The sequence below is a fragment of the Streptomyces sp. 142MFCol3.1 genome (assembly GCF_000424945.1).
In the GTDB taxonomy this organism is placed as follows: Bacteria; Actinomycetota; Actinomycetes; order Streptomycetales; family Streptomycetaceae; genus Streptomyces; species Streptomyces siamensis.
Window position 1 is genome coordinate 20,009 of the sequence record NZ_AUKV01000036.1, and the last position, 20,657, is coordinate 40,665.

Annotated in this window: 18 protein-coding genes and 1 tRNA gene; 15 read left to right on the forward strand and 4 right to left on the reverse strand. The window is 71.6% G+C overall.

The window, feature by feature from the left end; all coding sequences use genetic code 11:
• The first annotated feature begins 116 nt into the window (after positions 1-116).
• The 7 genes from galU (at position 117) to H305_RS0136865 (ending at position 5,807) form a co-directional block, all read left to right on the forward strand.
• Complete coding sequence (gene galU / locus H305_RS0136835; RefSeq protein ID WP_028804861.1) at positions 117-1,019, forward strand: UTP--glucose-1-phosphate uridylyltransferase GalU; 903 nt, start codon at positions 117-119, stop codon at positions 1,017-1,019.
• Positions 1,020-1,023: 4 nt separating this feature from the next.
• Positions 1,024-2,346 carry a gephyrin-like molybdotransferase Glp gene (gene glp, locus H305_RS0136840; RefSeq protein ID WP_028804862.1) on the forward strand — a complete coding sequence of 441 codons (1,323 nt, stop codon included), beginning with the start codon at positions 1,024-1,026 and terminating at the stop codon, positions 2,344-2,346.
• A 150-nt stretch (positions 2,347-2,496) separates the two neighbouring features.
• The gene (gene moaC / locus H305_RS0136845) at positions 2,497-2,976 is read left to right on the forward strand and encodes a cyclic pyranopterin monophosphate synthase MoaC (RefSeq protein WP_028804863.1); all 480 of its coding nucleotides are present in this window, start codon (positions 2,497-2,499) and stop codon (positions 2,974-2,976) included.
• On the forward strand, positions 2,973-3,512 hold the full coding sequence (locus tag H305_RS0136850) for a MogA/MoaB family molybdenum cofactor biosynthesis protein (RefSeq protein WP_051371386.1): 540 nt from the start codon (positions 2,973-2,975) through the stop codon (positions 3,510-3,512). The genes moaC and H305_RS0136850 overlap by 4 nt, the downstream gene beginning before the upstream one ends.
• Before the next feature lie 23 nt (positions 3,513-3,535).
• Positions 3,536-4,213, forward strand: a complete 678-nt coding sequence (locus H305_RS48160) for a GNAT family N-acetyltransferase (protein ID WP_420708191.1) — start codon at positions 3,536-3,538, stop codon at positions 4,211-4,213.
• A 169-nt stretch (positions 4,214-4,382) separates the two neighbouring features.
• Positions 4,383-5,636 carry a gephyrin-like molybdotransferase receptor GlpR gene (gene glpR, locus H305_RS0136860; protein ID WP_028804865.1) on the forward strand — a complete coding sequence of 418 codons (1,254 nt, stop codon included), beginning with the start codon at positions 4,383-4,385 and terminating at the stop codon, positions 5,634-5,636.
• Positions 5,637-5,733: 97 nt separating this feature from the next.
• Positions 5,734-5,807: transfer RNA gene (locus H305_RS0136865), tRNA-Ala, on the forward strand.
• 154 nt (positions 5,808-5,961) lie between these two features.
• Here H305_RS0136865 and H305_RS0136870 read toward each other — a convergent pair.
• Positions 5,962-6,438 (reverse strand): GNAT family N-acetyltransferase, encoded by a 477-nt coding sequence (locus H305_RS0136870; RefSeq protein WP_028804866.1) that lies wholly within the window; start codon positions 6,436-6,438, stop codon positions 5,962-5,964.
• Positions 6,439-6,496: 58 nt separating this feature from the next.
• Here H305_RS0136870 and H305_RS0136875 point away from each other — a divergent pair, with 58 nt between their 5' ends.
• Positions 6,497-7,300, forward strand: coding sequence for an exodeoxyribonuclease III (locus tag H305_RS0136875; protein WP_028804867.1), 804 nt, complete (start codon positions 6,497-6,499; stop codon positions 7,298-7,300).
• A gap of 68 nt (positions 7,301-7,368) precedes the next feature.
• On the opposite strand, the gene H305_RS48165 is transcribed toward H305_RS0136875, so the two are convergent.
• On the reverse strand, positions 7,369-8,007 hold the full coding sequence (locus H305_RS48165; protein ID WP_037766535.1) for a MerR family transcriptional regulator: 639 nt from the start codon (positions 8,005-8,007) through the stop codon (positions 7,369-7,371).
• Between the two features lie 368 nt (positions 8,008-8,375).
• On the opposite strand from H305_RS48165, the gene H305_RS48170 reads away from it, so the two are divergent.
• From H305_RS48170 to H305_RS0136900, 4 genes are all read left to right on the forward strand, one after another.
• Complete coding sequence (locus H305_RS48170) at positions 8,376-9,914, forward strand: flavin-containing monooxygenase (protein WP_037766536.1); 1,539 nt, start codon at positions 8,376-8,378, stop codon at positions 9,912-9,914.
• Positions 9,911-10,870 carry an alpha/beta fold hydrolase gene (locus H305_RS0136890; RefSeq protein ID WP_028804868.1) on the forward strand — a complete coding sequence of 320 codons (960 nt, stop codon included), beginning with the start codon at positions 9,911-9,913 and terminating at the stop codon, positions 10,868-10,870. Before H305_RS48170 ends, H305_RS0136890 begins: the two co-directional genes overlap by 4 nt.
• A complete protein-coding gene (locus tag H305_RS0136895; RefSeq protein ID WP_028804869.1) occupies positions 10,867-11,748 on the forward strand; it encodes an SDR family oxidoreductase in 882 nt (293 codons plus the stop codon). Before H305_RS0136890 ends, H305_RS0136895 begins: the two co-directional genes overlap by 4 nt.
• Before the next feature lie 114 nt (positions 11,749-11,862).
• On the forward strand, positions 11,863-12,132 hold the full coding sequence (locus H305_RS0136900; RefSeq protein ID WP_037766560.1) for a hypothetical protein: 270 nt from the start codon (positions 11,863-11,865) through the stop codon (positions 12,130-12,132).
• A 441-nt stretch (positions 12,133-12,573) separates the two neighbouring features.
• Here H305_RS0136900 and H305_RS0136905 read toward each other — a convergent pair whose 3' ends face one another.
• A complete protein-coding gene (locus H305_RS0136905; RefSeq protein ID WP_051371387.1) occupies positions 12,574-15,858 on the reverse strand; it encodes a S41 family peptidase in 3,285 nt (1,094 codons plus the stop codon).
• A 163-nt stretch (positions 15,859-16,021) separates the two neighbouring features.
• Here H305_RS0136905 and H305_RS0136910 point away from each other — a divergent pair, with 163 nt between their 5' ends.
• Entirely contained in the window at positions 16,022-16,609 is a 588-nt protein-coding gene (locus H305_RS0136910) for a TetR/AcrR family transcriptional regulator (protein WP_028804872.1), read from the forward strand.
• 133 nt (positions 16,610-16,742) lie between these two features.
• On the forward strand, positions 16,743-18,959 hold the full coding sequence (locus H305_RS0136915) for an MMPL family transporter (protein ID WP_037766538.1): 2,217 nt from the start codon (positions 16,743-16,745) through the stop codon (positions 18,957-18,959).
• A gap of 87 nt (positions 18,960-19,046) precedes the next feature.
• Here the strand turns inward: H305_RS0136915 and H305_RS0136920 are convergent, their stop codons facing one another.
• Positions 19,047-19,406 (reverse strand): SsgA family sporulation/cell division regulator, encoded by a 360-nt coding sequence (locus H305_RS0136920; protein WP_028804874.1) that lies wholly within the window; start codon positions 19,404-19,406, stop codon positions 19,047-19,049.
• 194 nt (positions 19,407-19,600) lie between these two features.
• Here H305_RS0136920 and H305_RS0136925 point away from each other — a divergent pair, with 194 nt between their 5' ends.
• Entirely contained in the window at positions 19,601-20,656 is a 1,056-nt protein-coding gene (locus H305_RS0136925; RefSeq protein ID WP_028804875.1) for an energy-coupling factor ABC transporter permease, read from the forward strand.
• The last annotated feature ends 1 nt before the right edge of the window (position 20,657 follow it).

Sequence of the window (20,657 nt, forward strand, 5' to 3'; positions counted from 1 at the left end):
GTTCAGGTCCGCGCTGGCTCACTGATGGCCCCCGTATCCTTTCTAATGCGCTCATATGAGAGCGAATTAACCGGAGCCACATGTTCCGCACATAGCCACCGGTTATGGTTGCGGGCATGACTCAGTCGCACCCCAGGATCAGCAAGGCTGTCATCCCCGCAGCAGGCCTCGGCACCCGGTTCCTGCCGGCCACCAAAGCCACTCCCAAGGAGATGCTGCCGGTCGTCGACAAGCCGGCGATCCAGTACGTGGTCGAAGAGGCCGTGTCGGCGGGTCTCGACGACGTCCTGATGATCACCGGGCGGAACAAGCGCCCCCTCGAGGACCACTTCGACCGCAACTACGAGCTCGAGTCGGCCCTCCAGAAAAAGGGTGACGCCGACCGGCTCGCCAAGGTCCAGGAGTCCAGCGACCTGGCCACCATGCACTACGTCCGCCAGGGCGACCCCAAGGGCCTCGGTCACGCCGTCCTGTGCGCGGCCCCGCACGTGGGCCGCGAACCCTTCGCCGTCCTCCTCGGCGACGACCTGATCGACCCGCGCGACTCCCTGCTCGCGCGCATGGTCGAGGTGCAGGAGCAGCGCGGCGGCAGCGTCATCGCGCTCATGGAGGTCGCGCCCGAGCAGATCCACCTCTACGGATGCGCCGCCGTCGAGGCCACCGAGGAGGGCGACCTGGTCAAGGTGACGGGCCTGGTCGAGAAGCCCGACGCGGCGGACGCCCCCAGCAACTACGCGATCATCGGCCGCTACGTCCTGGACCCTCACATCTTCGACATACTCCGCAAGACGGAGCCGGGTCGTGGCGGCGAGATCCAGCTCACCGACGCCCTCCAGCAGCTCGCGGCGGACGAGAAGGTCGGCGGCCCCGTGTACGGCGTGGTCTTCAAGGGGCGGCGCTATGACACCGGCGACCGTGGCGACTACCTGCGTGCCATTGTCAGACTCGCATGCGAACGTGAAGACCTGGGCCCGGACTTCCGGGCCTGGCTTCGCAGTTACGTAGCCGAGGAGATGTAGGGATTTGAGCAGCGCCGCGACCCGCGCCACCGGCCAGGACCACCTCTGGTCGGTGACCGAGCACCTGGAGGACATCCTCACCACCGTCCGCCCCCTCGAGCCCATCGAGCTTCAACTCCTCGACGCCCAGGGCTGCGTCCTGGTCGAGGACGTCACGGTGCCGGTCTCCCTGCCGCCGTTCGACAACAGCTCGATGGACGGGTACGCGGTCCGGGTCGCCGATGTCGCGGGCGCGAGCGAGGAGTACCCGGCGGTCCTCACCGTCGTCGGCGATGTCGCCGCCGGCCAGGCCGAGCAGCCGCACGTGGGCCCCGGGCAGGCCGCCCGGATCATGACCGGCGCGCCGCTGCCGCCCGGTGCCGAGGCCGTCGTGCCGGTCGAGTGGACCGACGGCGGACTGGGCGAGGGCCCGGTCTCCGGGATGCGCGCCCACAGTGCGGCCCCCGAGGGAGCCTCCGGCCAGGTGCACGTCCACCGCCCGGCCGAGGCCCGCGCGCACGTGCGCTCGAAGGGCAGCGACGTGAAGGCCGGTGACCGCGCCCTCGAAGCCGGCACGATCCTCGGCCCGCCGCAGATCGGCCTGCTCGCCGCGATCGGCCGCGGCACCGTGCGGGTGCGCCCGCGCCCGCGCGTCGTCGTGCTGTCCACCGGCAGCGAACTGGTCCAGCCCGACGAGGCGTTGGGCTCCGGCCAGATCTACGACTCCAACAGCTTCGCCCTCTGCGCCGCAGCCCGCGACGCCGGCGCCATCTCCTACCGGGTGGGGGCGGTCGCGGACGACGCCGAGACGCTCCGCGCCACCATCGAGGACCAGCTCATCCGCGCGGACCTGGTGGTCACCACGGGCGGCGTGAGCGTCGGCGCGTACGACGTCGTCAAGGAGGCCCTGTCCTCCGTGAGCGACGAGGACGAGGCGGGCGGCGGCGTCGAGTTCCGCAAGCTCGCCATGCAGCCCGGCAAGCCCCAGGGCTTCGGCTCGATCGGCCCGGACCACACCCCGCTGCTCGCGCTCCCGGGCAACCCGGTGTCGTCGTACGTCTCCTTCGAGCTGTTCGTGCGCCCCGCCATCCGCACGCTGATGGGTCTCAAGGACGTCCACCGGCCCACCACCACCGCGACGCTGAGCGCGGACAAGGCGCTGACCTCGCCCGCGGGCCGCCGGCAGTTCCTGCGCGGCACGTACGCGGACGGCGAGGTGAAGCCCGTCGGAGGCGCCGGATCCCACCTGATCGCGGCCCTCGCGCACGCCGACGCACTGATCGTCGTCCCCGAGGACGACACCTCGGTCGAGCCCGGCGCCGAGGTGGAGGTGGTCCTGCTCGGCTGAGCCGGCGGGCCCCGGAGCCCGGCCCGCGATCCGGCGAAGCTGGCGGTCCCTCACCGGGGCGTGGGCGGAGGCGGACGGGCGGTAACGTGTCGCGCACAACAGGCCCACGCGCCGCACCGCGACGGGCCCGGACCGGGAGCGCCCACGCACATGAGTACGCAGGACCGACTGACGCACATCGACGAGGCGGGCGCCGCCCGCATGGTCGACGTATCCGGGAAGGACGTGACCGCGCGCACCGCCCGCGCCAGCGGCCGCGTCCTGGTCTCGCCGAGGGTGGTCGAGCTGCTGCGCGGCGAGGGGGTCCCCAAGGGCGACGCCCTCGCCACCGCGCGCATCGCGGGGATCATGGGCGCCAAGCGCACCCCGGACCTGATCCCGCTGTGCCACCCGTTGTCGGTGTCGGGTGTGAGAATTGATCTGTCGGTCGCGGACGACGCCGTCGAGATCCTCGCCACCGTGAAGACGACCGACCGCACGGGCGTCGAGATGGAAGCGCTCACCGCGGTCAGCGTGGCGGCCCTCACCGTGATCGACATGGTCAAGGCTGTCGACAAGGGGGCGGTCATCACGGACGTACGCGTCGAGGAGAAGACGGGCGGAAAGTCCGGCGACTGGAGCCGTTCATGACCGGCGGCCCCTCCCTGGGCGGCGCTCTCGCGGCGCCGTACAGCGCCCTCGTCGTCACGGCGTCCAACCGCGCCGCCGCCGGGGTCTACGAGGACAAGGGCGGCCCCCTGATCGCGGAGGGCCTGACGGCGTTCGGCTTCGCCGTGGACGGTCCGCAGGTCGTGCCCGACGGCGACCCGGTGGAAGCCGCACTGCGGGCGGGCGTCGAGGCCGGGTACGACGTCATCGTGACCACCGGCGGGACGGGTGTCTCGCCGACCGACCGCACCCCCGAGGCGACGCTCAAGGTGCTCGACCGCGAGATCCCGGGCATCGCCGAGGCCATCAGGGCGTTCGGATGGGAGAAGGTCCCGACCGCGGCCCTGTCCCGGGGGCTCGCGGGCGTCGCCGGCGGGACGTTGATCGTCAACCTGCCGGGCTCCACCGGCGGGGTGCGGGACGGTCTCGCCGTCCTGGAACCCTTGGTGGTCCACGCCGTCGACCAGATCCGCGGGGGCGACCACCCCAGACCCAGTGGCAGTGGGGGTGCGAGCTGAACAGCCCATCCTGGCCGGTCGAGCTGGTGGACGGCGACGTCGTCCTCCGGCCGATAAAGCTGCGCGACCAGCGGGCCTGGCGCGAGGTGAACCGGCGCAACCGGGACTGGCTGCGGCCCTGGGAGGCGACGATCCCGCCGCCCACGCCCAGCGGGCCCATCGCCCACCGGCCGACGTACCGTCAGATGGTCCGGCATCTGCGCGCCGAGGCCGGTGCGGGCCGGATGCTGCCCTTCGTGATCGAGTACCAGGGGCGCCTGGTCGGCCAGCTGACCGTCGCGGGGATCACCTGGGGTTCCATGTGCTCGGGGCACATCGGCTACTGGGTGGACCAGTCGGTGGCGGGCCGCGGAGTGATGCCTACGGCCGTGGCGCTGGTGACCGACCACTGCTTCCGCACGGTCGGACTGCACCGCATCGAAGTCTGCATTCGCCCGGAGAACGGCCCCAGCCGCCGGGTCGTGGAAAAGCTCGGATTCCGCGAGGAAGGGCTGCGTCCGCGATATCTCCACATCGACGGGGCCTGGCGCGATCATCTCGTCTTCGCACTGACCGCCGAAGAGGTGCCCGACGGACTCCTCGGCCGCTGGCGTCGCGCGCGCTCGGCGCAGAACCGTTCGGAGCAGGTGGGATCGGATCAGACGGGACCGCAGAAACCGAGTGGGCCGCGGAACGCCGGACGAGGCCGGGAAATGAAATAGGTGTTCGAAATTGATCGCCGGGTGATCGGCTCAGGGCATTAAATTCGCGCTCCAGGGCGAGCTGCTGATCGCATGGGTCACAAAAAAAGCTCGAAATATCAGCCAGATCGTGCGACACACCGGCCCAATTGGCAGATGGCCTCATGCAAACCCCTCTACCGTGTGAGGCGTGAGCAGCAGCGGCCTCATCTACGCAGTCATCGTCGGGGCCTGGGCCGCCTACTTGGTGCCGATGTGGCTCCGTAGGCAGGACGAGCTGAACGAAGCCCGTCCGACGGAACGCTTCAGCACCGCCATCCGGCTGCTGTCCGGACGGGCGGGTATGGAGCGCCGGTACGCCAAGGACCTGCGCGCACGCTCCGCCGACCAGGGGGAGTCCAGCGCCGACCCGGGCGACGTCACCGATTCGGTGGACGTCCGGGCCTTCGCCGCGCCTCCGTCCCGGACACAGGCGCATGCCGAGAACCGGCCGCAGGTGCAGGAGCGGGTCCAGTCGCAGGCGCCGGCCCAGGCGGAGCAGAAGCCGGCAGCGCGGCCCGCCGCCCGACCGGGCGGCGCCGCACAGGAGGCGCCGGGCGCCACCAGACCCGTTCCCAGGCAGCCGGGCAAGCCCGCACCGCAGTCCGCCCCGCCGTCCGCGACCGGGCGGCCACCCGGGGCGCGCCGCGCGCCGTCGGCGGAGGCCGCAGCGCGTGCCAGGCGCACGAAGGTGCTCGCGCGCCGCAGGCGTACGACGGTGCTGCTCTTCCTCGCCTTCACGCTCGGCGCGATCGTCGCGGCCGTGGGCGGCCTCGCCTTCCTGTGGGCTCCGGGCGTGCCGGCCATGCTGCTGAGCGGGTACATCGTGTACCTGCGGGCCCAGGAGCGGCGGCGCTTCACCTACACCATGGACCGGCGCCGGGCCGAGGCCGCGGCGCAGCGGCTCAGGGAACGGCAGCCGCGCCGTCGGCCCGCGCTCGACGAGGGTGTCGACGAGCCGGAGGAGGGACCAGCGACGGACACCGACACCGGTCTCTCCGCCCTCGCGGCCGACCGCCGCGCGCTCGTCGAGCAGACCGACCACGCCGAGTGGGTCGACCAGCAGCGCGAGCGTCAGCGCGGTCCGGGGCAGGGCGACAGCTGGGACCCGGTGCCGGTTCCGCTGCCGACCTACGTGACCGCGCCCGTCGCCCCGCGGGCCACGTCCAGCGTCGACCTGGGGGCCCCGGACGCGTGGAGTTCCGCGCGCTCCAGCGCCGCGGAACCGGCCGTGCCCGAGTCCGCCCCCGTGGCGGAGGAGGCCCCCGACGGCACGGAGGGTGCCGACGACGGCCGCAGCGACGCGCGGCGCGCCGCGTCCGCCCGGCGCGCCCGTGAGCGCGGTCGCACCCCGCTCTTCGACCAGTACGAGGACGGGGAACGGCCGCGTGCGGCCAACGAGTGACGGGTGGGAGGGGAACTGTCCGGGAGTCCTCGGCTGACCTGCCAGGAACGGATTTCCAAGCACCTCGATGAGGATGCTAGAGTTTCACTCGTTGCAAGGGCCTGTGGCGCAGTCCGGTAGCGCACCTCGTTCGCATCGAGGGGGCCAGGGGTTCAAATCCCCTCAGGTCCACTGCAATCACTGTTTCCGAGCTTTGCTCGGGGCAGTTGACTGGATCCCGTCCGATCTCATGATCGGGCGGGATCTTTGCGTTGCACTCAAAACGGCAGCCCTGACGGCCGGTCAGAAGACCGGCCCGAAGGGGGCGGCGGTGCCGGCCGCGGGGCTAGAGCGCCTTGGCGTAGCAGAGGCTCAGCTCGTGGAAGCGGTAGTAGCCGAACTTCACGCAGGGCTCGTAACCGCTCGACCGGTACAGGGCGACCGCCTCGGGCTGCTTGGAGCCGGTCTCCAGGACCATGCGGGCACGGCCCGCCGCGCGGGCGTCGTCCTCCAGCGCGGCCAGCATCCGGCGGGCGAGGCCGAGGCCGCGCGCCTCGGGGATCACGTACATCCGCTTGAGCTCGGCGTCGCCGTCGGAGTACCCCTCGTCGTTCTGCTCCTGGGTGCGCCAGCCGCCCGTGGCCACCGGACGGTCCTGTTCGTCGTACGCGATGAGGTAGAGCCCCAGCGGCGGGGCGAACATCACCGCGTCGAGCGGTGTGGCGTCGCCGTCGTCGCCGTAGCGCTCGGCGTATTCGGCCTGCACCTGGTCGTTGAGCTTGACGGCGTCGGGGTGGTCGAAGGGAACGGGCTGGATATTCATACAGGAAATCGTACTTCTATGCATAGGGTCAGGGTTACGGATTAAGTATCGTGCCCGGGTGCTGACTGTGACCTCTGTGAATGTGAACGGGCTCCGGGCGGCCGCGAAGAAGGGATTCGTGGAGTGGCTCGCGGAGACCTCCGCCGACGTGCTCTGCCTCCAGGAGGTGCGGGCCGAGCCGGGGCAGCTCCCCGACGAGGTGCGGGCGCCCGAGGGGTGGCACGTCGTGCACGCTCCCGCCGCCGCGAAGGGCCGGGCGGGTGTGTCCCTCTACACGCGCCGTGAGCCCGACAGCGTCCGGATCGGCTTCGGGTCCGAGGAGTTCGACACCGCAGGGCGCTACGTCGAGGCCGATCTGCCCGGCGTGACCGTGGCCAGCCTCTATCTGCCCTCCGGCGAGGTCGGCACCGAGCGGCAGGACGAGAAGGTCCGCTTCATGGAGGCGTTCCTGGCCCATCTGAAGGTGCTCAGGGAGCGGGCCGCCGCCGACGGGCGCGAGGTCGTCGTCTGCGGCGACTGGAACATCGCCCACCAGGAGGCCGACCTCAAGAACTGGCGGGGCAACAAGAAGAACTCCGGCTTCCTGCCCGAGGAGCGGGCCTGGATGGGGCAGGTCTTCGACGCGGGCGACGGCGGCTACGTCGACGTCGTGCGCGCCCTGCACCCCGACGCGGAGGGGCCCTACTCGTGGTGGTCGTACCGCGGCCGGGCCTTCGACAACGACACCGGCTGGCGCATCGACTACCAGGTCGCCACGCCGGGCCTCGCCGGCAAGGCCCTCAAGGGTTACGTGGAGCGGGCGGCGACCCACGGGGAGCGGTGGTCCGACCACGCGCCGGTCACCGTCGTCTACGACCACTAGGCGGCCACCCGGGGTGCCGTGCCCCCTCCGGTCCCCGCTCGCCGCTGTCGGGCCGCCGCCCGAGCGGTTCAGGCGTCCCGGTCGCCCCCGTGCGCGCGCAGGCGTCGGTCCAGTGCCATCGACAGCTCCGCCTCCACCACGCTCTTCGCGAGCGGGCGCAGGCGCTGGAGGTCCTCGGTGGAACGGTCCCGGGTGAGGACGAGGCCGGTGAAGAGCTCGGCGAGCGCGTCGGCGTGGTCGCGTACGCGGCGGGCCGCGCGCAGTACGTCCGCGAGCGGGATGCCCTCGCGGACCAGGGCCGCGGAGACGTCGAGCAGGCGGCGGCTGACGTGCACGATCTCGCCGCCGTCGGTGCCGAGGTAGCCGAGGTCGAGGGCGGCGGCGAGGTTCTCCGGGGTCGCCTGGCCCGCGAAGACGTCGGCCAGTGCCTCGGGGGAGAGGCGCACCGGGGTCTCCTCGGTGGGTTCGCCCAGGCCGAGCAGCTCGCCCACGTCGCGGCCGTGGTCGAAGGCCTCGGCCAGCTCGGCGATGCCGTTGAGGGTGTGGCCGCGCTCCAGCAGTGCCGAGATCGTGCGCAGCCTGGCCAGGTGGGTGTCGTCGTACCAGGCGATGCGGCCCTCGCGGCGGGGCGGCGGTATGAGCTTGCGCTCCCGGTAGAAACGCAGAGTGCGGACGGTGATGCCGGCCTCCTTGGCCAGCTCCTCCATCCGGTACTCACGCCTGCGGGGGCCGGTCGTTCCCGGTACGCGTGGGCCGGTGCCCGCTTCCGGGGCCGATGTCGCGCCGGGGCCCCGTGTCAGGCCTTCGGACCGTCCCGCCGTGCCGGTGTCCGGCTGATCCGGCGCCGCCGAGCCGTGCTTCCGTGTCGGGTCGTCACGTCGCGTCCGCGCCCTCACGCCCCGCTCGCGCGCCCCGGCGCCCCGCTTCCCTGATCCCTCGGCCACCTCCGCACCCTACGTCGTACCCCCGGTAACTTTCCCGGTCGCGACCCCTACCCATCAGTACGCCGCTGCTCTACTCTCCCCATTGCGCCAGTGTTCACTGGCAGAGTCGCGCGGCCCAGGGAGGCGTCGGGATGACCGAGCACGAGCATGTACGGGTGGCGGTGATCGGGTCCGGCTTCGGCGGGCTGGGGGCCGCGGTGCGGCTGCGCCGCGAGGGGATCACCGACTTCGTCGTCCTGGAGCGGGCCGGCGGCGTGGGCGGCACCTGGCGCGACAACAGCTACCCCGGCTGCGCCTGCGACGTGCCCTCCCACCTGTACTCGTTCTCGTTCGCGCCCAACCCCGAGTGGCCGCGCACCTTCTCCGGTCAGGAGCACATCCGGGCCTACCTGGAGCACGTGGCGGACGTCTTCCGGCTCCGGTCCCACCTGCGCTTCGACTCCGAGGTCAAGATGATGACCTGGGACGCCGAGAAGCTGCACTGGGCCATCGAGACCAGCGGCGGCCACCTCACGGCCGACGTCGTCGTGTCCGCCACCGGGCCGCTCTCCGACCCCAAGGTCCCGGACATCGCGGGGATCGACACCTTCCCCGGCAAGGTCTTCCACTCGGCCCGCTGGGACCACGACTACGACCTGCGTGGCAAGCGCGTCGCCATGGTCGGCACCGGCGCCTCCGCCATCCAGATCGTGCCGTCCATCCAGCCCGACGTGGAGCGGCTGACGCTCTTCCAGCGCACCCCGCCGTGGGTGATGCCGCGCGTGGACCGGGCCATCAGCGGGGCCGAGCGGTGGCTGCACCGGCAGCTGCCGTTCACCACCCAGGCCCGGCGCGGACTCCTGTGGGGCATCAGGGAGTTGCAGGTCCAGGCGTTCACCAAACGGCCCGACGAGCTCGGCCTGGTGGAGCGGCTGGCCAAGCGGAACATCGCGCGTGCCGTGAAGGACCCGGCGCTGCGCGCGAAGCTGACCCCCGACTACCGGATCGGCTGCAAGCGGATCCTGCTGTCCAACACCTACTACCCCGCGCTGACCCGGCCGAATGTCGACGTGGTGGCCTCCGGGCTGGCCGAGATCGACGGCTCGACCCTCGTCGCCGCCGACGGCAGCAGGGCCGAGGCCGACGCGATCGTCTTCGGTACCGGCTTCCACGTCACCGACATGCCGATCGCCGAACGGGTCGTCGGCGCGGACGGCCGGACGCTCGCCGAGGCGTGGAGCACCGGGATGAAGTCGCTGCGCGGCGCCACCGCGGCCGGCTTCCCCAACTGGATGACGATCATCGGGCCCAATACGGGTCTCGGGAACTCGTCCATGATCCTGATGATCGAGTCCCAGCTGAACTACATGGCCGACTTCGTACGGCAGTTGGACGTCCTCGGGGGCCGCGCCGCCCTCGACGCGCGCCCCGCCGCGGTGGACGCCTGGAACGACCGGGTCCAGGAACGCATGAAGCGCACGGTGTGGAACACCGGCGGCTGCACCAGCTGGTACCTCGACGCCAATGGCGTCAACACCACCATCTGGCCCGGTACGACGAGCGAGTTCCGCAGCGCCACACGCCGCGTCGACCTCGGGGAGTACGAGGTGCTGCGCGCGCCCGAGCCCCGGGACGCGCCGGAGCCGCGCCGCAAGGGCACCCGCAGGAACACGGTGGAGGCAGGGGCGTGAGCCGACTGACGCACGTGGTGCACGGGGCGTACGCGCCTCCCGTGCCGGCCCGGGAACTGACCGCCGTCTCCGCCGACGGCGCGCGGCTGCACGTCGAGGTGCACGGCCCCGAGGACGCGCCCACCGTCGTCCTCGCGCACGGATGGACCTGCTCCACCGCCTTCTGGGCGGCGCAGATCCGTGACCTCGCGGCCGACCACCGGGTCGTCGCCTACGACCAGCGCGGGCACGGACGCAGTCCCGCGAGCGCCGTGTGCAGCACCGAAGCGCTCGCCGACGACCTGGAGGCGGTGCTCGCCGCCACCCTCGCACCGGGCCAGAAGGCCGTCCTGGCGGGGCACTCCATGGGCGGTATGACGCTCATGGCCGCCTCGGCCAGGCCGCGCTTCCGGGAGCACGCCGCGGCGGCCCTGCTGTGCAGCACGGGCAGCTCGCGGCTGGTCGCCGAGGCGCGCGTGGTGCCGATGCGCGCGGGGCGGCTGCGGACCCGCCTCACCCGCTCCGTCCTCGGCTCCCGGGCGCCGCTCGGTCCCGTCACTCCGCTCGCCCGGCGGATCCTCAAGTACGCGACGATGGGGGCCGGTTCGTCGCCCGCCATGGTCGAGGCGTGCGCGCGGATCGTGCACGCCTGCCCGCGCAAGGTGCGGCACGCCTGGTCGGCCGTCCTCGAAGCGCTCGATCTCGACCACGGCGTCGGGGAGTTGCGGGTGCCCACGGTCGTGGTCGCGGGGACGGCGGACCGGCTGACCCCGGTCGTGCACGCGCGCGCCCTCGTGGCGGCGTTGCCGAACTGCGTCGGTGCCACCGAGCTGCCGGGACTCGGGCACATGACGCCGGTGGAGGCACCGGAGTCGGTGACCTCCCGCATACGCGAGCTCGTCTCGGCGTACACGGACAGCGCGGGCGGCGCGGCGACGGGCGCCGCGGACGGCGCGGAGATCAAGGAGGGCGCATGAGCAGCAGGGTGAGCCTGGAGGGACAGGTCGCGGTCGTCACGGGAGCGGCGCGGGGCGTCGGTGAACTCCTCGCGCGCAAGCTCTCCGCACGCGGCGCGAAGGTCGCGCTCGTCGGACTGGAGGCGGACGCGCTCAAGCAGGTCTCGGAGCGGCTGCACAGCGAGAGCGGCCACTGGTACGCCGACGTCACCGACCACGAGGCGATGGCGCGGGTCGCCGAGGAGGTCAAGCAGCGGTTCGGCAAGGTGGACATCGTCGTCGCGAACGCCGGTGTCGCCAGCGGCGGGCCGTTCGTCGACTCCGACCCCGTCGCCTGGCGGCGGGTGATCGAGGTGAACCTCATCGGATCGGCGGTGACAGCCCGGGCGTTCCTGCCCGTGCTGACGGAGAGCCGGGGCTACCTGCTCCAGATAGCCTCGCTCGCGGCGATCACGCCCGCCCCGATGATGACCGCGTACTGCGCGTCCAAGTCGGGCGTGGAGGCGTACGCGCACAGCCTGCGCGCCGAGGTCGGCTACAAGGGCGTACGCGTCGGCGTCGGGTACCTGTCGTGGACCGACACCGACATGGTGCGCGGCGCCGACCAGGACGAGGTCATGCGCGAACTGCGGCAGCGGCTGCCGTGGCCCTCCAACAAGACCTATCCGCTGGGCCCGGCCGTCGACCGGATCGTCGCCGGGATCGAGCGCCGCTCCAGCCATGTGTACGCGCAGTGGTGGCTGCGCGGCATGCAGGGCATCCGCGGCTGTCTGCCCGGCATCATCGGGGCGGTCGGGCAGCGCGAGATGCGCCGGTTCGAGCCGCGGCTGGGCGAGGTCCGCACCGGGTTGGTCGGGGCCGGCGGGGCTGCCGACGAGGAGGAGCGGACACACAAGTGACCTGCGGCTTCCCTGGGTTGGTCACCATGCGTGACTGATCGAAATGCGTGCGTAGTCGTGCCGTGTCAGTCTGGTCGAGCCCGATCCCCCTCACCCGAAACGGGAGTGAATCTCATGGGCATGCAGGACCAGTTCAAGGAGAAGGCCGAGCAGATGAAGCAGCAGGCGAAGAAGAAGATGGGCGACGCCCGCCAGGAGCCGGGCCAGCGTTCGCCGCAGGGTCACGAGCGCTCGCCCCAGGGTCACGAGCGTCCTCAGCAGGGCGGCGAGCGCGCCCAGCAGGGCCGCGAGCGTGGCCAGCAGGGCCGTGACCGCTCCACGCCGGACGCGGAGCGTACCCAGCGTGAGGCGCAGGACCGCTTCGACCAGGACTACGACGCCTAGTCGCTGCGCTCGCTTGAGCCGGGAGTGGGGTGCCCCCTTTGCGGGTGGGCACCCCGCTTCTTTTGTGTGGGTGGGTGGGGCCACGGGAGTGGGGGGCGTGGGTTCGTTGCCTCGTGCGGTGGGTGGGGGGCTGGGCGTGCAGTTCCCCGCGCTCCTGGGGGTGGGTGGTTGTGGGTTCGTCGCCTTCTGCGGGTGGGGTGTGGCTGGTCGCGCAGTTCCTCGCGTGGTTCTGTGCGGTGGGTGAGGGGCTGGGCGCGCAGTTCCTCGCGAGCCCGGGGTGTGTGTCTGGTCGTGTGGATCCTCGCGTCCCTGCGGGGCGGGCGGTCCGAGAGCGGTGGTAGCCCCGTCAGGGGCGCGGGGAACTACGCGATCGGCACCGGGCTCCCGCGGTGCACCGCGAACCCTGGCCCCCCGGGGGGAGCCCTGCTGGAGGCCCCCTGGCTACTGGTGGGGTCTCGGAGGGAGCTTGGGGCGGGAGCGGTTGGGGACCGTGGAGTAGTCCGGCGGAGAGGCCGCGGAGTGGGACTTCAGGAGGTCCAAGGCCAGCTGGATCGCGTCGTCGAGCTGGGCGTGGCGGCCCTCCGCCCAGTCGAGCGGGGTGCGCAGGATCTCCAGGTCCGGGATGACGCCCCGGTTCTCGACGGACCAGCCGTACGCGTCGAACCAGGCCGCGTTCATCGGAACCGTGATCACCGTGCCGTCGCCGAGACGGTGGCGGCCGGTCATGCCGACGACGCCGCCCCAGGTGCGCTGACCCACCACGGGCCCCAGCTTCAGCAGCTTGAACGCCGCGGTGATCATGTCGCCGTCCGACGACGTCGCCTCGTCGGCCAGCGCGACCACCGGTCCGCGCGGCGCGTTCGAGGCGTACGACACCGGCTGGGCGTTGCGGGTCAGGTCCCAGCCCAGGATCGTGCGGGTCAGCTTCTCGACGACGAGTTCGCTGATGTGGCCGCCCGCGTTGCCGCGCACGTCCACGATGAGTGCCGGGCGGGACACCTCCATCCGCAGATCGCGGTTGAACTGGGCCCAGCCCGAGCCGCCCATGTCCGGGATGTGCAGATAGCCGCAGTGGCCGCCGCTCAACTCCCTTACGACCTCGCGGCGTTTGGCCACCCAGTCCTGATAGCGCAGCGGCCGTTCGTCGATCAGCGGCACGACGGCCACCCGCCGCGACCGGCCCTCGCCCGCGGCGGGCGTGAACGTCAGCTCCACCGTCGTGCCGCCCGAGCCCGCCAGCAGCGGGTAGGGGCCCGTCACCGGGTCCACCGGACGCCCGTCGACATGGGTGAGCACCGCGCCCTCGCGGATGCCCGAGCCGGCGAGCGGTGAGCGCGCCTTGGAGTCGGAGGAGTCGCCGGGCAGGATGCGCTTGAGCATCCAGTTGCCGTCGCGGCGTACGAAGTTGGCGCCCAGCAGGCCCTGCCAGCGCTGGTAGTGGGCCGGGCCCTCGTTGCGGCGGGCGGCGGCCACGTACGCGTGCGACGTGCCCAGTTCGCCGAGGACCTCACGCAGCAGGTCCGCGAACTCGTCGGGCGAGGCGACCCGTTCGACCAGGGGGCGGTACTGGTCCAGGATCGCGTCCCAGTCGACGCCGCACATGTCCGGTTCCCAGAAGTAGGCGCGGGTGATGCGGCCCGCCTCCGCGTAGGCCTGGCGCCACTCGGCGGGCGGGTCGACCTCGTGCAGGATGCGGCGCAGATCGATCCAGACCGTGGAGTCGCTGTCGCCGGCCTCGGTGGAGGGCACGGCTCGCAGGTCGCCCTCGTCGGCGACCACCAGCCGGGCCCCGTCGCCGCTCACCGCGAACCAGTCCAGGTGCGAGACGAGTTCGGACTTCTTCGCCTTCGTGATGTTGAAGAACTCCAGGGTGGGGCGGCCGGTCATGTCGTCGGGGTTCGCGAAGGTCTCGCCCAGCGCGCCGGAGATCGGCCAGCGCAGCCAGACCAGGCCGCCGCCCGCGACCGGGTGGAGCGCCGAGTACTTGGAAGCGGTGACCGGGAAGGGCGTCACCCGGCTCTCCAGGCCTTCGAGTTCGACGGTGACCGCGCCGTCCCCGCCCTCGTCCTCGACCGGGTCCAGGCCTCCGGCGACCGGCCGCCCGTCCGGGTTGAGCGCGAAGGGGGAGGGTGTGGCGGAGGACAGCGGCACCAGGTACGGGCGGCAGCCGAGCGGGAAGGACAGGTCCCCGGTGTGCACGTCGTAGACGGGGTCGAAGCCGCGCCAGGACAGGAAGGCCAGGTAGCGGCCGTCGCGCGTGAACACGGGGTTCTCGTCCTCGAAGCGGCCGTTGGTGACGTCGACGATCAGGCGGTCCTTTATCCGCGCCATCTTGATCTGCCGCAGCGAGCGGCCGATCCCGGGATGGGACCAGGTCACCCACGCCCCGTCGGGTGAGAAGGCGAGGTCACGCACGGGTCCGTTGATCGACCGGATCAGCTCGGTGACCTCGCCGTTGGACTCCTCGGTCGCGTCGGCGAGCAGCAGCCGCCCGTCGTTCGAGGCGATGGCGAGCCGCTCGCCCGCCGGGTCCGACACGAGCTCCTGCACCACGCCGAGTTCGCCGGAGGCCAGGCGGCGCGGCTCGCGTTCGCCGCTCGCGCGCGGCAGGTAGGCGATCTCGATGGCGTCCTCGCCGTCCGCGTCGGTGATGTAGGCGACCTGTCCGCCCGAGCCGAGCATCTCCGGCAGCCGGACCCGTACGCCCGGGGTGTCGACGATGGTGCGGGCCGGCCCGTCGCGGTGCGTGAGCCAGTACAGGCTGCCGCGGACGACGACGGCGCTGGCGCGGCCCGTCTCGTCCACGGAGATGCTGTCGACGTTCTGCGTCGCGGGCACCTGGTAGGTGCGGCGGCCGGCGCGCGGGCCACCGAGGCGTACGTCGAGGCGGCGCGGGATGGAGTGCGCGGTCAGGTCGTCGACGATCCACAGGTCGCCCGCGCACTGGTAGACGACCCGGGTGCCGTCGGAGGCGGCGTGCCGGGCGTAGAAGGCGTCGTGGTCGGTGTGGCGGCGCAGGTCGCTGCCGTCGTACGCGCACGAGTACAGATTGCCGATGCCCTCGTGGTCGGAGAGGAAGGCGATCCGCCCGCCCGCGAACATGGGGCAGGACAGATGTCCTTCGATGTCGGCGAGCAGATGCCGGCCGTGCAGCCAGATGCGCCCCATCGCGCCGCCCCGGTAGCGCTTCCAGGAGGCGGGTTCGTGCGGCGGGGTGCCGGTCAGCAGCAGCGTCTTTCGCTCGCCCTCGAAGTCGGCGACCGCGATGTCGGCGACCGGCCCCCAGGGCAGCTTGCCGCCGGGGTCGCCGTCGGTGGGGACCTTGTAGGCCCAGGTGAAGTAGGAGAAGGGCTGGCCGTGCGAGGCGACGGCGAGGATGTCGCCGTCGGGGGACCAGCTGCAGACCTTGGTGTCCGAGCTGCCCCAGTAGGTGAGCCGTCTGCCGGGGCCGCCGGCGACCGGCGCCAGGTGGATCTCCGGCACGAGGCTGCGCCAGCTCGTGTACGCGATGTGCCGGCCGTCGGGGGAGAAGCGGGGGTGGCCGACCTTGGTGCGGTCGACGGTGACCCGCCAGGCGCGGCCGGGGCTGCCGAGGGGCGCCACCCACAGGTCGTCCTCGGCGACGAAACAGAGCAGGTCGCCGCTGACGTGCGGGAAGCGCAGGTAGCCGGGCGCGTCGCCGTCCGGGGCCGACGTCTGGGACTGGTCCTCGTACTCGTCGCTCACGTCCCCATGCTTTTCCGCTCGGCGACCCCCGGCAACTCGTGCGATCGGAGACGTGACCCAACACACGTACGAAACTGTTTCGTTTCGCTTACGTCGAGGGTATCTTCATGGACGTACACAGAAGATGTACGCGCAGTCTTTCGGAGCAGGGAAGGTGAGTGGGATGGCTGAAGCCGCGACGGTGCGCCGCAGCCGGATCACGCCGGAGCGCGAGGCCGAGTTGTACGGCGCCGTGCTCGACCTGCTCCGCGAGGTCGGCTACGACGCCCTCACCATGGACGCCGTGGCCTCCCGCACCCGGTCCAGCAAGGCCACCCTCTACCGTCAGTGGGGCGGAAAGGCCGAGCTCGTCGCCAAGGCGATCCGGCACATGAAGACGTCCGCCGGCGATGTCGACACCGGGTCCCTGCGGGGTGACTTCCACGCGATGGTGACGCGTGAGGACGACTGCCGGATGGAGCAGAACTCCGCGCTCATGCGGGGCCTGGCCATGGCACTGCACGGAAATCCCGATCTCCTGCAGGCCTTCCGGGAGCTCATCATCGATCCCGAGACCGAGGAACTGCGCGCGGTACTGCGGCGCGCCGTCCAGCGCGGGGAGATCCGCCCGGACAACCCCGCGCAGGACTACGTGCTGCACATGCTGATCGGTGCCTTCGCGGTCCGCGGAATCATCGACCAGCGCCCGCCCACCCAGGAGTTCCTCGCCTCCTACGTCGACGCCGTGATCCTCCCCGCTCTCGGCGCCTGACTCACCACTTTCCGATCTGCCCCTGCCAGCGCACCTGACGCGACCGCTCACGTCGTCGGGCTGATCACCCCTGCCCCACCGGGCGATCACACCAGCCCCTGCCATCCCACGACCTGACCGGGAGAACGCCCTCGTGGCCACGTTCCTCTACAAACTCGGCCGACTCGCCTTCCGGCGACGGCACTTCGCCGCCCTGATCTGGGTGGCGCTGCTGACGCTCGCGGGCGTCGGCGCCGCCTCCGCGCCCGCACCGGGCCCGTCCTCCTTCTCGATCCCCGGCACCGAGGCGCAGAAGGCCTTCGACCTGCTGGAGAACCGCTTCCCCGGCACGAGCGCCGACGGAGCGACCGCGCGCGTCGTCTTCAAGGCGCCGAGCGGAGAGAAGATGACGGACAAGGCCAACAAGGCCACCGTCAAGAAGACCGTCAAGGAGCTCGCGAGCGGCTCCGAGGTCACCTCCGTCGCCGACCCGTTCAAGGCGAAGGCCGTGAGCAAGGACGGCTCGGTCGCCTATGCGGCGGTGAAGTACAAGGTCTCCGGCATGGAGCTGAAGGACTCCTCGAAGGACGCCCTGGAGACGGCGGCGCAGGACGGGCGGGACGCCGGGTTGACCGTCGAGGTGGGCGGTGACGCGCTGCAGGCGACGCCCGAGACCGGGTCCACCGAGATCATCGGCATCGCGATCGCCGCGGTCGTCCTCGTCATCACCTTCGGTTCGCTGATCGCGGCCGGACTACCGCTGCTGACCGCGCTGATCGGCGTGGGCATCGGCGTCTCCACCATCGCCGCCCTCGCGAACGCCCTCGACCTGGGCACCACCACGTCGACCCTGGCCATGATGATCGGCCTCGCCGTCGGCATCGACTACGCCCTCTTCATCGTCTCCCGCTACCGGGCCGAGCTGGCCGAGGGCCGCGAGCGCGAGGAGGCGGCCGGACGGGCCGTCGGCACCGCGGGCTCCGCGGTGGTCTTCGCGGGCCTGACGGTCGTGATCGCGCTGGTCGGCCTGTCGGTCGTCAACATCCCGATGCTGACGAAGATGGGTGTCGCGGCGGCGGGCACGGTCGCCATCGCCGTGCTGATCGCGTTGACGATGATCCCCGCCCTGCTCGGATACGCGGGCGGGAAGGTCCAGCCCGCGGGCAAGAAGAGCAGGCTGCTCGGTGGCGGGCGCGCCGCCAAGAAGGCGCCCCGGCCGAACATGGGCACCCGCTGGGCGAGCTTCGTGGTGCGCCGTCCGCTCGCCGTACTGCTCCTCGGCGTCGTGGGCCTGGGCGCGGCGGCGGTCCCGGCGACCTCCCTCGAACTGGGTCTGCCCGACGACGGCTCGCAGCCGACGTCGACCACCCAGCGCCGCGCGTACGACCTGCTGTCGGACGGCTTCGGCCCCGGATTCAACGGCCCGCTGATGGTCGTCGTCGACGCCAGGTCCAGCGACTCCCCGAAGTCGGCCGTCGACGAGGTGTCCGACAAGGTCAAGGACCTCAAGGGCGTCGTGACGGTGACCCCGGCGGCGTACAACAAGGCCGGCGACACCGCGACGATCACCGTGATCCCCGACACCAAGCCGTCCTCGGTCAGGACCGAGGACCTGGTGCACTCCATCCGTGACGCGGGCGGCGAGATCAAGGCGGACACCGGCGCCGGCGTCCTGGTCACCGGCTCGACGGCGATGAACATCGACTTCTCGCAGAAGCTCAACGACGCGCTGGTGCCCTATCTGGCGCTGGTGGTCGGTCTGGCGTTCCTGCTGCTGATCGTGGTGTTCCGCTCGGTCCTGGTCCCGCTGAAGGCGGCCCTCGGCTTCCTGCTCAGCGTCATGGCGGCCCTCGGCGCGGTCGTCGCGGTCTTCCAGTGGGGCTGGCTGTCCGGCCTCATGGGCGTCGAGGAGACCGGCCCGATCATGTCGATGATGCCGATCTTCATGGTGGGCGTGGTCTTCGGCCTGGCGATGGACTACGAGGTCTTCCTCGTCACGCGGATGCGTGAGGCGTTCGTCCACGGGGAGAAGCCGGGCCAGGCGATCGTGACCGGCTTCAAGCACGGCGCGCGGGTCGTCACGGCGGCCGCGGTCATCATGATCGCCGTCTTCTCCGGCTTCATCGGCTCCAGCGAGTCGATGATCAAGATGATCGGCTTCGGTCTCGCGATCGCCGTCTTCTTCGACGCGTTCATCGTGCGTATGGCGATCGTCCCGGCGGTCCTGGCGCTGCTGGGCAAGCGGGCCTGGTGGCTGCCGAAGTGGCTCGACCGCTCGCTGCCCAACGTGGACGTCGAGGGCGAGGGCCTGCGCGGCCTCGACGGCGGACGCCGGGACGAGGACGACGACCGGGCGCTGGCCCGGGTCTGATCCCCGGGTCACCGTCGGGCGGTACGTGTCCCGCGACGGCCGGCGGCTGCCGGGCCCACCCCGTGGTGGGCTTGGCAGCGCGGCTTTTCAGTGGGCGACCGGGGTGCCGGCGACCGTGTAGGTGCGGCGCAGGAAGCGCAGCAGCGCCTTCGAGTCGACCTGCACGAGTGCCACGCCCTTCGCCGAGTGGAACTCCATCACCGCCTGCACCCGGCCGCAGGGCCAGACGCGGACGTCGCCGCTGGTGACGGGTCCTCGCAGGCCCTGCTCCAGCAGCTCGCGCTCGAACGTCCACTCATGGGGGCCGGGCAGCGTGATGTGCACCTGGCGGGGGTCGTCCTCGGGGTCGTAGCGGAGGGCCACCGGGACGGTCCGGCGTTCGTCGTCGAGGGAGTCGGCGGTATCGGTGACGATGTGGGCGCGGGCGTACTGTTCAACGGCGTGCATGGACCGACTCCTTACGCTGCGTGCTCGTGAGCGGAATGTGTGAATCCGCTACCATTCCAATGTGCCACATCTCACGGAAGTTGCTCTCCGGAGAGCCTTGACGGTCGGGTTTCAGGGGCGTAAAAGCGGGTCGGCATTATTCGAGGGTGCATCGCTCTTGCAAGCCATTCGCAACAAGGCACTATCATCGAGCGGTGCATGTACCTGACGGATTCATCAACGCCCCGGTCTCCGCGGCCACCGGAGTGGTCGCCGCCGGTGCCGTCGCCGTGAGCCTGCGAGGTGCCCGCCGTGAGCTCGACGAGCGGACCGCGCCGCTGGCCGGCCTGGTCGCGGCCTTCATCTTCGCCGTGCAGATGCTGAACTTCCCGGTCGCCGCCGGGACCAGCGGACACCTGCTCGGCGGTGCCCTGGCCGCGATACTCGTAGGCCCCTTCACGGGAATCCTCTGCGTCTCCGTCGTCCTGCTGATGCAGGGCATCCTCTTCGCCGACGGCGGTCTCACCGCCCTCGGCGTCAACATCACCGACATGGCGATCGTCACCACGGTCGTCTCCTACGCCGCCTTCCGCGGCCTCGTGAAGGTGCTGCCCCGCACGCGGCGGTCCGTGACGGTCGCCGCCTTCGTCTCCGCGCTGCTGTCCGTCCCGTCCGCCGCCGTGGCCTTCACGCTCATCTACGCGGTCGGCGGCACCACCGACGTCCCGATCGCCAAGGTCGCCACGGCCATGATCGGCGTGCACGTCCTCATCGGCATCGGCGAGGCCACGATCACCGCGCTGACGGTCGGCGCAGTCATCGCCGTGCGACCCGACCTCGTGCACGGCGCGCGCGGGCTCCAGCAGCGGCTCAGGCTGCGGGTGAACGGGGAGCTCGTCGACGCCCCGGCCACCGTCCCCGCCCCGGCGGCCGCCCGCTCCTCGCACCGCAAGGTGTGGATCACGGGCCTGGTCACCTCCCTCGTTCTCGCCGGGTTCGTCAGCTTCTACGCCTCCGCGAGCCCCGACGGCCTGGAGAAGGTCGCCAAGGACAAGGGCATCGACACGAGGACCGGGAAGCACGTGACGGAGGACTCCCCGCTCGCCGGATACGGCGTCAAGGACGTCTCCGACGCCCGGATCTCCGGCGGTCTCGCGGGCGTGATCGGCGTCGGCGTCACCGTCGTCGCGGGCAGCGCGGTCTTCTGGGCGGTCCGCAGACGCCGTACGTCCGAGGACGTGTCCCCCTCGTCCACCTCCCAGGTGGCCTGAC